We start from the raw sequence: 13,020 nt of genomic DNA on the forward strand, positions 1-13,020 counted from the left end.
CGCCGCCGGCTCCATCGCCATCGACAAGGGCGACCCGGCGAGCGTCTTCATCGCCGAGCCCGGCCCCAACGGCGGGCGCGTCAACATCGGCGCCTACGGCAACACGGCCGAGGCCGCGCCCAGTGCCGCCGGCGAGCTGGTGCAGATCCTCACGCCGAACGGCCTGGAGAAGATCGAGCAGGGTCAGACGCTCAGGATCGACTGGCAGAGCAGCGGCCTGTGGGCTGAGCAGCCCATTCTGCTCATGAACGCCGGCGGCGGCGCCACTGACGGCGGTGTCGCGGGCTGGTGGGTCGCCGACGACTATGCCGAGGGCGGCAACAGCACCGCCAGAAGCGACAGCATCGACATCAGCGGTGTCACCGACGCGGCGCCCGAGTCCGTGTACCGGAGCTACCGCTACGCCGCCAACGGCGTCGGCAACGGCTTCGGCTACCGGCTGCCGGTGGCCGACGGCGACTACCGGCTGCGCCTGCACTTCTACGAGCCCTTCTACGGTGCCGGCACCCGCAGCTTCGACGTGGCGCTTCAGGGCAGCGTGGTGGATGCGGCGCTGGACATCAGCGACCTCGCCGGCGGACAGGACCGGGCGCTGACGCGCAGCTACGACGTGACGGCCGCCGCCGGCGGCGGCATCGCACTGACGCTGACCAACCTCACCAGCACGCCCGCCATCCTGAGCGCCATGGAGCTGATCGCGCTCAACCCGGGCGCCGGTGCGGACCCGCTCGCCACGCTGTCCATCTCCACCGACGGCGGCGGCAGCTGGAGCCCCGTCGCGACGGATCTGGCCTTCGACCGCTTCGGCGGCGGCCGCTTCGACTGGACGGTGGACGCCGCAGAGACCGACAACGCCCTGATCCGCATCGAGACGCAGGGCGGGGCGCTGTCGGATGTCTCAGACGCGCCCTTCCTCATCACCAACACGGGCACCGACTACTACATCAACGTCCCGGACGATGCGGACCTGACGGACAACGAGTACACGACGGTGGCCGGCGACAACGCCAATTCCGGCAAGCGCCCGGATGCGCCCATGGCGAGCCTGGCGGCACTGCTGCGGGCCTATGACCTGGGCCCCGGCGACACCGTCCACATCGACACCGGCACCTATCGGCTGAACAGCGACATCGTCATCGACGCCGCCGACGCGGGCCTGGTGCTGCAAGGCCCGCAGCAGCCGGGCAACACGGCGACGCTGGACCGCGGCAACACCACCAACGGCGCCGATGTCATCGAGCTGGTGGACGCCGATGGGACGCAGCTCAACGACCTCACCCTCACCGGCGGCTATCGGGGTCTCTTCGCCGGCACGACGTCGGACAGCGACGACATCGTGCTGCGGCGCGTGGAGGCCACCGGCAACACGAACACCGGCATCCAGATCAGCAGGAGCAACGACCGCCCGGCGCTGTACGACCTGAACCTGCACGCCAACGGCGACTATGGCCTCAGCGCAGGCGCCGACGGGCTGCTGCTTCAGGGCGGTCAGTTCCATGACAACGCCGACTATGGCGTGACCCTATCCGGCGACAACGCCCAGGTGGACGGCGTGGCCGTCTTCGGTAATCGCGGCAGCTACGGGCTCTCCGTGAACGGCAGCGGCAGCGTCGTCACCGACAGCGACGTCTACGACAACACCAACACCGGCCTCAACCTCGGCACCGGTGTGAGCGCCACCGGCAACCGGATCTGGGGCCATACGGGCAGCAACGACTACGGCATCCGCACGGCCGGATCGCTGGTGCAGGACAACGAGGTCTGGGGCAACTATCACGGCGTCTACGCCAGCACCAACGCCGAGGTTCTGGGCAACCGGGTCCACGACAACCTCGGCATCGGCATCGTCAACGCCGGCAGCGACGGCGAGATCCGCGGCAACCGGGTCCATGCCAACAACGTCGGCATCCGCAGCGACATCTACTTCGCCTGGGACAGCGACATCGCCAACAACGTCGTCTTCGGCAACACGAGCCGCGGCATCGATGTCTTCGACGGCACCAACCAGCGGGTCATCAACAATACCGTGGTCCAGTCCGGCGGCATCGCCCTCTATGTCGCCGACAGCGCCGACACGGCCATCCTGACCAACAACATCGTCCGCATCACCGACGGCGTCGGCATCCAGGTGACCGCGGACAGCCAGCACGGGTTCACCAGCAATTACAACCTGCTGGATCTCAACGGCAGCGCGGTGCTCGGGCACTGGCAGGGAGTGGACTATGCCGACCGGGCCAGCTGGCTCTATGCCACGGGTCAGGACCAGGACAGCAGCACGCCTGCGCCCGGTGCACTCCAGTTCGTCGACACCGCGGCCGACGATTACCGGCTCGCCCCCGGCTCCGCCGGCATCGACGGCGGCGCCCCGGACAGCCTGTACTTCGCGGAGCCGGCCCCGAACGGCGGGCGCATCAACCAGGGCGCCTACGGCAACACCGCAGACGCGGCGCTGAGCGCGGCTGCGACGCAGATGCACCTGATCACGCCCAACGGGCTCGACAAGCTGGAGCAGGGCCAGTCCGTCGCCGTGGAATGGACCAGCAGCGGCCTGCTTGCGGCGCAGACCACGGCGCCGCTGAACCTGGGCGGCGGCGCGGTCGACGGCGGGGCGCTCGGCTTCTGGCAGGCCGGGCGTGACTACGCCCGTGGCGGCAATACCAGCTCCACCAACAATGCCATCGACACCAGTGCTGTCGCTGTCCCCGCGCCGGAGGCGGTCTACCGCAGCTGGCGCGAGGCGGCCTGGGGCATCGGCAACAGCATCGCCGTTACCATCCCCGTCCTCGACGGGGACTACCGCATCCGGCTGCACTTCGTGGAGACGTCTTATGGCACCGCCGGCTCCCGGGTGTTCGACGTCGAGCTGCAGGGCGCGGTGGCGGAAGCCGGCTTGGACATTGTCGCCGAGACCGGCGCCCGCGACCGGGCGCTGACGCGAAGCTACGACGTCAGCGCCGTGGACGGTGGCGGCATCGACCTGCGATTGGTGAGCCAAACCAATCCTGGGGCACGGCTCAGCGCCGTGGAAGTCATCGCCCTGAACCCGTCCGGCGCGGCGGACCCGCGCGCCACCGTCGCGGTCTCCACCGACGCCGGCACCAGCTGGTCGCCGGTGGCCGCCGGTGTCAGCTTCGACCGCTTCGGCCGCGGCCGGGTGGACTGGAGCGTCGATGCGCCCTTGAGTGACCAGGCGCTGCTGCGGGTCACCGCCAACACGGCCGACAGCCCAAGCGACAGCTCGGACGCCGCCTTCACCATCGCCAACGCCGGCACCGACTACTACGTCAACATCGCGGGCGACGCAGACCTGTCCGACAACGAGTACACCACGGCACCCGGCGACGATGCCGAGAGCGGCAAAACGCCGGATGCGCCCATGGCCAATCTCGCGGCGCTGCTGCGTGCGTACGATCTGGACCCGGGCGATACCGTGCACATCGACACCGGTACCTATGTGCTGCCCACGGACGCCTGGATCACCGCCCAGGATGCGGGCGTCACCCTCCAGGGGCCGCAGCAGCAAGGCCACAGGGCCACGCTCGACCGCGGCAACACCGGCAACGGCTTCGAGACCATCGAGCTGATCGACGCCGACGGCAGCACCATCCAGGACCTGGTTATCACCGGTGGCTATCGCGGCATCTACGCCGGCACCGGCGCCGACGCCGACAGCGTGGTGCTGCGGCGGGTGGAGGTGCACGGCATCGACCGCAGCGGCATCGAATTCGCCTCCGGCAACGATGATGCCCGCTTCGAGGACCTGGTGGTCCGCGACAACGGTGATTACGGCCTCTACAGTCTTGCCAACCGCACCACGGTCATCGGCGGGCAGTTCCACGACAACGCCGACTACGGCATCTACACCACAGGCAGCGACAGCCGGGTGGAGGGTGCGGAGATCTTCGCCAACCGGGGCAGCTACGGGCTGGCGATGAACGGCGGCGGCAGCGTTGCCACCGGCAATGTCGTGCATGACAACGAGAACGACGGCATCAACGCCGGGGGCAGCGTCTCGATCGTCGGCAACCGCGTCTACGGCCACGACGGCAGCGGCGACTACGGCATCCGTGCCGGCGCCTCCCTGGTGCAGGACAACGATGTCTACGGCAACACCAATGGCATATTAGCCGGCACCAACGCCGACATTGTCGGCAACCGGGTCTATGCCAACACGGGCATCGGCATCTACGGCAACGGCAGCGACATGGAGCTGCGCCGCAACATCGCCTATTCCAACGCCGTCGGCATCCGCAGCGACATCTACTTCGCCTGGGACGGCGACATCGCCAACAACCTGGTTTACGCCAACACCGAAACCGGCATCGACGTACTGGACGGCAACAACCAGCGCGTGGTGAGCAACACTGTGCTTCAGCCCGTGGGCGATGCGGTGCGGGTGCGCGACGGCGCCGACAACGTGCTGCTCGCCAACAATGTGCTGGCCGCCAACGAGGGCACGCTGGTGCATGTCGCCAGCGACGCCACCAACGGCTTCACGTCCCGCTACAACCTGTTCCACCGCGGTGAGCTGGGGCTTGCGGACCTGGGCATCTGGGCCGACACGCAACAGATGCTGCTCGCCGACTGGCAGGCCGCGAGCGGGCAGGATGCCGCGCCCTTCAGCGCGGAGGACGACCCGCTGTTCCTGGACATCGACGGCGCCGACAACATCTTCGGCGGACCGGGCGTGGCCGAGGGCAGCGGTGCCGACGACAACTTCGGCCTGGACCGCTTTTCGCCGGCCATCGACAGCGCCGATGCCTATGTCGCACCGGGCCAGGACCTGTTCGAGCGCCCGCGCCACGACGACCCCACCACGCCGAACACCGGCGACGGGCTGGACCTGTTCGTCGAGAGCGACGTGGCGGCGGGCTTCGACCCCGCCGGCGGCGTCGCCCAGAACTGGCGCTCCAGCGGCTGGCGCTGGGAGTACGATCTGCCCTTCGGCTTCGACTTCTACGGCAGCGTCTACAACGCCGTCTGGGTGAGCAGCGAGGGCTTCCTTCAGTTCGGCTCCCCGGACAACGCCAACGACGGCGGCAACAGCATCGAAGCGCTGACGCAACAGGTACGCATCGCCCCGCTCTGGGACAACCTGCGCACCGACCGCAGCGGCGACGACATCTTCATCGACGAGTCCACGCCGGGGCAGGTGACCATCCGCTGGGCCGCCGAGCTTCAGGACACCGGCGGCGAAGTCAACTTCTCCGTCACCCTGTTCGCCGACGGCACCTTCCGCTTCGACTACGGCGCCAGCAACGACGGCCTCACGCCGACGGTGGGCATCTCCGCCGGCAACGGCGACACCTTCGTCATCTCTGACCACAGCGGCGCCGCCAGCCTGGCCTCCGCCCAGAGCAAGGCCTGGGCGCCGACGCCGGGGCTGGTGTACTTCGACAAGGGCGCCTTCGAGTTCCAGGGGGACTCCGGCGATGTGACGCCGCCGCAGGTGACGACCGTCAGCCCGCTGCCCGCCGACGGCGGCACCACAGACCTCGCCTTCACCAGCATCCAGGTGGACTTCAGCGAGTCCCTGGACCTGGTCTCGGCCCGCAGCCCGGCCAACTACCGCCTGGTGGGGGCGGGTGCCGACGGCATCCTGGACACCGTGGACGACCTGACCATCGACCTGGCGCCGGCCTACTCCTTCCCGGAGACCAATCTGGTGCTGGACCTGGCGGACGGCGTGCTGGCGGATGGGCTGTATCGGCTGACCCTGTCCGGCACGCTCGCCATCTACGACACCGCCGGCCTGCCGCTGGACGGCGACGGCGACGGCAGCGGCGGCGACGACTATGTGCACCTGTTCAGCATCGACCGCAGCGCCAACCAGGACCCGGTGGCGGACGCCCAGACAGTGAGTGTTGACGAAGACGGCAGTATCCTCATCACGCTGACGGGCGACGACCCGGATGGTGACGCGCTGCGCTTCGGCATCCTGTCCTCGCCGGCGCACGGCACCCTCTCCGCGCTGGACCCGGTGACGCGCCAGGTCACCTACACACCCGACGCAGACTTCAACGGCAGCGACAGCTTCGGCTTCCAGGTGGACGACGGCCGCACCGGCACCGGGGATGCGCTCATCACCATCGATGTGCGGCCGGTGAACGACGCACCGGCGGCGCTGGACCAGACCACCTCCGTGCCCCAGGACGCCCCGCAGGTGATCGTGCTGTCCGGCACCGACCTGGAGACGGCGGCCTCGGCGTTGACCTACACCATCCTGGACGCACCGGCCCAGGGCTCGCTCACGCCGGTGGCGGGGCAGCCCAACGCCTTCACCTATGATCCGGTGGACGGGTACATCGGCGCCGACAGCTTCAGCTTCACGGTCACCGACGGCGGCGACCCGGACGGCACACCCGACAACCAGCGCACCAGCCCCGCGGCGACGGTGACCCTGGACGTGGTCAAGCGCAACCTGGCGCCGGTACTCATGGACCCGGGCCCCGTCAGCGTCGATGAATACGCGAGCCTGACGCTGGATCTTGCGGCCAATGACCCGAACCCGTCCGACACCCTCAGCTTCAGCCTGGTGAGCGGTCCGGCGGGTGCCGCCATCGACCCCGACAGCGGTCGCCTCACCTGGACCGCCGGCGACGGGCCGGACACCGCGCGCTTTACGGTGCGGGCCACCGACGACGACGACACACCGCTCAGTGCCGATCTCAGCTTCGACGTGACCGTGACCAACGTCGCGCCGACCATCGCCCTGACCGGTGCTGCGAGCGTCGCGGAGGGCGCGACCTATGCGCTGACCCTCGGCGCTGTCACCGACCCCGGTGATGACACGGTGAGCACCTACCGCGTGGACTGGGGCGACGGCAGCGTCGAGGACTTCGGCAGCGCCGGCGAGGTGACGCACGTCTACAGCGACGGCGACGCCAACCGGCAGATCAGCGTCACGCTCATCGACGAGGATGGCAGCCATGCCGATGCCGGCACGCTCGATGTCGCCGTGACCAATGTCGCCCCCACCATCGCGCTGTCGGGTGCGGCGAGCGTGGAAGAGGGCGCAGAGTACGCGCTGACCCTCGGTGCCGTCACCGATCCCGGCGACGACACGGTAAGCACCTACCGCGTGGACTGGGGCGACGGCAGCGTCGAGGACTTCGGCAGCGCCGGCGAGGTAACGCACGTCTACAGCGACGGCGACGCCAACCGCCGGATCAGCGTCACGCTCATCGACGAGGACGGCAGCCATGCCGACGCGGGCACGCTCGATGTCGCCGTCACCGATGTTGCGCCGACTATTGCCCTGTCCGGTGCTGCGACCGTGGCGGAAGGCGCGACCTATGCGCTGACCCTCGGCGCCGTCACCGATCCCGGTGATGACACGGTCAGCATCTACCGCGTGGACTGGGGCGACGGCAGCGTCCAGGACTTCGGTGCCGCCGGCGCGGTGACCCATGTCTACAGCGACGGCGACGCCAACCGGCAGATCAGTGTCACGCTCATCGACGAGGACGGCAGCCATGCCGACGCCGGCGCGCTGGATGTGGCCGTCACCAACGTCGCACCCACCATCGCCCTGAGCGGCCCGGACACTGTCGCCGCCGGTGCCACCTATGCGCTCACCCTGGGTGCGGTCACCGACCCGGGCGACGACACGGTAAGCACCTACCGCGTGGATTGGGGCGACGGCAACGTCTCGGACTTCGCCAGCGCCGGCGTCAGGCAGCACATCTACGCCGACGGCGATGTCACCCGCCGGATCAGCGTCACCCTGGTGGACGAGGACGGCACCCACGCCGATGCCGGCACCCGCAGCGTCGATGTCGGCTTCACGCCGCCCAGCATCGCCCTGGACGGCGCGGTCTCAGTGGACGAGGGCGCCGTCTACGCGCTGACCCTGGGCCCCGTCAGCAATGCCGGCCCGGACCCCATCCAGACCTATCGGGTGCATTGGGGCGACGGCACCAGCAGCGACTACGCCGGCACCGGGGTCGTGCAGCACACCTATGCCGACGGCGCTGCCGTCTACGACATCAGCGTCGACCTCATCGACGCGACCCGCACCTACGCCGACGCCGGCAGCCTGTCGGTGACGGTCGACAATGTGGCGCCCACCATCGCCCTGTCCGGTGCCGCGAGCGTGGCAGAGGGCGCAGCGTATTCGCTGACCCTCGGCCCCGTCACCGATCCCGGCGACGACACGGTGAGCACCTACCGCGTGGACTGGGGCGACGGCAGCGTCGAGGACTTCGGCGCCGCCGGCGAGGTAACGCACGTTTACAGCGACGGCGACGCCAACCGGCAGATCAGTGTCACGCTCATCGACGAGGACGGCAGCCATGCTGACGCCGGCACGCTCGATGTCGCCGTCACCGATGTTGCGCCGACTATTGCCCTGTCCGGTGCCGCGACCGTGGCAGAGGGCGCAGAGTACGCGCTGACCCTCGGCGCCGTCACCGATCCCGGCGACGACACGGTCAGCACCTACCGCGTGGACTGGGGCGACGGCAGCGTCGAGGACTTCGGCAGCGCCGGCGAGGTGACGCACGTCTACAGCGACGGCGACGCCAACCGCCGGATCAGCGTCACGCTCCTCGACGAGGATGGCGAGCACGACGACGCCGGCACGCTCGATGTGGCCGTCACCAACGTCGCACCCACCATCGACGGCCTGACCGTCACGCCCATCGTCGACGAGGGCGGCACAGCAACGCTCACCGGCAGCATCGTCGACCCCGGCAGTCAGGATGCCTTCACGCTGGACGTGGACTGGGGCGACGGCACCATCGAGCGGTTCACTTATGCCGCCGGCACCGCGGCATTCAGCGAAACCCATGTCTACGCAGACGATCCGGCCGGCACGCCGGACAGCGTCCAGGTGCAGGTGACGCTCACGGACAGCGACGGCGCCGGCGACAGCCAGAGCACGGCGCTCAGGGTGCGCAACCTGATCCCGCAGCTCGGCGACCTCGCGGTGACGCCGGCGGAGGAGGGGCAGTCGAGCACCCTCACCGGCACCATCGCTGACGCCGGCGCGGACGACGGCTTCACGCTGCTGGTGGAGTGGGGCGACGGCAGCTCGGACCTGTTCAGCTACGCCGCCGGCACCGCCGCCTTCAGCGAGCGCCACGCCTACGCCGACGACGGCGACTACGATGTCACCCTGACCCTCACCGACACGGACCTCGGCCAGAGCCGGGAGACGGTGAGTGCGACGGTGGCCAACACGGCGCCGACGCTCACCATCAGCGGCGCCCCGGACACCACCACAGGCCAGCCCTACACGCTGAGCCTGTCCAGCTTCGACCCGGGCGACGACACCATCACCGGCTGGGCCATCGACTGGGGCGACGGCTCGGCCGTCCAGATGGTCGTTGGCGATCCGGATGCGGTGGCGCACGTCTTCGACGCCGCCGGCGACTGGACCATCCTCGCCGCCGCCATGGACGAGGACGGCCAGTTCGCCGCCAATCCCCTGGCGGTGACCGTCAGCGCCGCGGCGCCGGACTGGTTGGAAGTCGATCAGCTGGTGGTCACCGCCTCGGGCGTCCGCCTCGCCTTCAGCGATGCCTTCGACCCCGCCGCGCTGAACCTCTACGAGACCCGCGCCGGCGGCGAGGGCGCCGCGGATCTCAGGTTGGTGGGCCGCAGCACCGGGCCGGTGCAGGGCAGCTTGATCCTGGACCCCGCCGACGGCCTGCTCCAGTTCGTCAAGACCGGCGGCCCGTTGTTGCCCGACACCTATGACCTGTGGCTGCGCGGCGGCCCGGCCGGTGTCATGGACACCAGCGGCAACGCCCTGGACGGCGATGCGGACGGCGTCGCCGGCGGCCATTACGCCGCCAGCTTCAGCGTCGCGCCCACCACGGGCGCCACGCTCAGCCTGCCGGACATCGCCCGCGGGCCGGGGCAGGGCATCGACATCCCGGCCACCGGTGCCGGGCTGCCGCTGCGCATCGACGCCGCCGCCGGGCTCCAGCGGGCCGTCTTCCGCATCGACTACGACCCGGCGCTGCTCCGCATCGACGGCGCCGCGCTGGCCGCCGGACTGCCGGCGGGCGCCGGCCTGGCCTTCGGCGGTGAGCCCGGCGCCCGCACCCTGGAGCTCACGGGTCTCGGCGGCCTGCCCGCCGGCGCCCGCGAGCTGGTGGTGCTCGATGCCAGCGTGCCGGACGACGCCCCCTACATGGCCCAGCAGGCGGTGCACATCAGCGCGGTCACGCTGGAAGACACCGCGGGCAACGCACTCGCCGGCCGCGGCGAGGAGGCCATCCAGCTGGTGGGCTACCTCGGCGATATGAACGGCGACGGCCGCTATACGCCGGCGGATGTCCAGGCGCTGCTCGACCACATGGTGGGTCTGGACCGGGGCATCGCCGCCAACAACCGCGCGGACCCGAGGCTGCTCGGGGACATCAATGCCGACGGCGATGTCAGCATCATCGACGGCATGCTGCTGCTGCGGGAGGTGTTTGCGCAGATCCTCGGCAACCCGGCCCTGGACCGGCCGGAGATCCCGGACCGGCCGACGGGCATCGCCCTGAGCCATGGCGGCGGCGATGGTGACCTGAGCCGCCACCACGGCGGCGCCGATGCCCCCGCAGCGGGTACGGCGCTCCCCGCCGCCACCACCAGCAGTGACGCGCCGGCGGCTGAGGTCGGCACACGGTCTCTCACGGACATCTCCGCCACCGCATCACCCGGGCCGGAGCAGAGCAGCCTGCAGCTGCGCCTGAAGCGGCTCAAAGGTGAGCTCGCGGACACGCGCGACCAGCAGCGCGAGCAGCTCATCGAGCGCCTGGATGCCCAGCGTGCGCAGCAGGAGGCTGTCGCCGCCGCAGCGGCGGCCGCGGAGCCCAAGACAGCGCAAAGCGACTGGCGCCGCGCCTTCGTCAGCGACTATCGCAGCCTGACGCCGGCGGCCGAGCCCAACCGCGACATCGCCATCCATGTCGAGGCCGAGCCACAGGACGCCGTGCGACAGCCGGCCTGACACACCGACAGGATTCCCAAGAGCACATCAACCAGCGAGACCATCTCATGCGCAAGCCCATGCCTCTGTTCCTCCTGGTGTTGCCACTGGCCCTCTGGGGCAGTGCCCAGGCAGCGCCGATCCTCAGCATTGCCGGCCCGACGACGGTCACCCAGGGCCAGAGCAACGTCGTCTACGACATCGACGTCGCCGACGACGGCGGCGGCATCGACATCGGCGGGGCCGATCTGTACGTGACCTACGACCCGAGTGTCTTCGCCTACGTGAGCGCCGCCGCCGGCAGCCTCATCGGCGGCGTCGACACTTTCAGCGCGAATGACCTCGGTACGGAGATCAATTTAAGCGTCGCCTCCCTGTTCGGCATCTCCAGTGCCGGCAATCTCGGGCAGATCACCTTCGACGTGCTGTCGGATGCACCGCTGCCGGGCACAAGCCTGACCTTCGACACGGGCCAGTCCAGCCTTCTCGACAGCGGGTTCCAGCCGGTGGTGCCGGACTACGCGGGACTCGACGTCGCCGTCACCGGCGCAGTGCCGGCGCCGGGCGCGGCGCTGCTGCTGCCGCTGGGATTGTTGGCGATGCGGGCGGCGCGGATGAAGGCCGTGGGGCAGAGCTGACGAGAGCCTCGGGGTTGGTCTTTTGGTCGATGTCTTGTGCACGGCTTGGAACGACGCGCGACGGCATGGGGCCCTGCCGTCGCTGCCCGCACCGGTCGCTGACCCTGCGCCGGGTGCGGGGCGCCCCGCTCAGGCCGGCCGCCCCGCCAGCAGTGCCTGCATGCCGGGTCGTCCCTCGCGCAGCGCGTGGCGGATGCGCACGCGGAAGGCGCGTGTCGTGAGGTCCTCCAGGGTGCCGCCGGCCTCGAAATGCTCCATCAGTACCTTGCCGGTGGCATAGCTCACCAGGCCCGCCAGCGTGGAGAGGGTGCCGGCGGCGCCCAGCGTCCCGAAGCCGGGCCACAGCTTGAGCCCGGAGAGCCCGAGCCCCGCCGCCAGCACCGGCAAGGCACCGGTCAGCAGGGAAGCGGCGATGCCCCGGTAGACCTGATCGAAGGGCAGCCCATAGTGGTCCGCCAGGCGCCCGATGAGATTGAGCTGGAGGTTGAACAGCAGGATGCCGTCGATGACCGGCAGTGGGGCCATGCTCAGCGTGCTGCCGAGGATGACATGGTCGCGAATGATGCTTTCCGCCTCCGCACGGGTGAGGCGCGCCTGCGCCACCGCCAGCCGCACCTCCGGGCTCAGCACGTGCCGGACACCGCCATCGGGCCCCCCGGGCTCAGTCGGTCCACTCACGGGATAACCTCCTGTAGGCCTTGCGGATCTGATCGGTGCGGTGGGTCGCCTCGGCCAGTGCCTCGGGCGACGGGTTGCGATGGGCGAGCTTGTCCGGGTGATGGCGGCTCAGCAGGGTCCGATAGGCGCGGGTGACCTCATCCCGCGGGGCATTGGCTGCCACGCCCAGCACCTTCGCCGCTTCACGCTTGGAGAGCCCGCCATCGCGCGGGGGCGTGCCGTGCCGTTGCGCCCCCCAGGCGGCCTCGAAGCGGCCCAGCCGACGCGGGCTGATGCCGAGGCGGGTCGCGAGATCGCGCAGCAGCATCCGCGCCGGCGCGGCCTCGTCGAGGTCCTCCACGAGCGGCATCAGCGCGGCGATCAAGGCCAGCGTAATGTCCGGTCGGCGCTGGAAGGTGCGACGGAACTGGCTCACGACGGCCGTCAGCGGAAAGTCCGCGCGCTGACCGTCGCGGAACAGCGCCGTCGCCCGCGCGCGCCCGGCGGCATCCAGTCCCGCGTCCGCCAGCAGCGCCTCCAGCAGCGCAGCCCGGCGTGCAGGCGGTCGCCCCGCTGCGCGCACCAGCGCGCCGGCCAGGCAGAACAGGGCCGTGCGCCTGCGCCAGAGGAGCCGCTCGCGCCGTTCAGGGTCCCGCACCGGCGCGTAGGCGCGGAGCAGTCCGCCCAGGTCGCGGTCCATCTGATGGCCGACGCCCACTGCGGCGAAGGCAGCGATGGGGCCGCCGATGAGTCCGGCGAGTCCCACCGCGAACAGCTTGCCCCACCAGAGCATCTGCG

4 protein-coding genes (1 of these 4 running past the window's edge) are annotated in these 13,020 nt (G+C 70.1%); 2 read left to right on the plus strand and 2 right to left on the minus strand.

Going from position 1 to position 13,020, the window contains the following annotated elements:
- On the plus strand, nt 1-10,948 hold the 3' end of the coding sequence (locus QZ607_RS15390) for a right-handed parallel beta-helix repeat-containing protein (protein ID WP_295884346.1). Its footprint begins 26,807 nt before the window's first position; only the last 10,948 of its 37,755 coding nucleotides appear in the window; its start codon lies off the left edge, out of view; it ends in the stop codon at nt 10,946-10,948.
- Nucleotides 10,949-11,007: 59 nt separating this feature from the next.
- Nucleotides 11,008-11,565 carry a cohesin domain-containing protein gene (locus tag QZ607_RS15395; RefSeq protein WP_295884348.1) on the plus strand — a complete coding sequence of 186 codons (558 nt, stop codon included), beginning with the start codon at nt 11,008-11,010 and terminating at the stop codon, nt 11,563-11,565.
- A 129-nt stretch (nt 11,566-11,694) separates the two neighbouring features.
- Here the strand turns inward: QZ607_RS15395 and QZ607_RS15400 are convergent, their stop codons facing one another.
- Together QZ607_RS15400 and QZ607_RS15405 are read right to left on the minus strand one after the other, a co-directional pair.
- Complete coding sequence (locus QZ607_RS15400) at nt 11,695-12,243, minus strand: hypothetical protein (RefSeq protein ID WP_295884350.1); 549 nt, start codon at nt 12,241-12,243, stop codon at nt 11,695-11,697.
- Nucleotides 12,227-13,015: a DnaJ domain-containing protein gene (locus QZ607_RS15405; protein WP_295884352.1), complete on the minus strand. Its 789-nt coding sequence runs from the start codon at nt 13,013-13,015 to the stop codon at nt 12,227-12,229. Before QZ607_RS15405 ends, QZ607_RS15400 begins: the two co-directional genes overlap by 17 nt.
- Nucleotides 13,016-13,020: the final 5 nt, after the last annotated feature.

It is taken from the genome of uncultured Thiohalocapsa sp. (assembly GCF_913063425.1).
Classification (GTDB): Bacteria; Pseudomonadota; Gammaproteobacteria; order Chromatiales; family Chromatiaceae; genus Thiohalocapsa.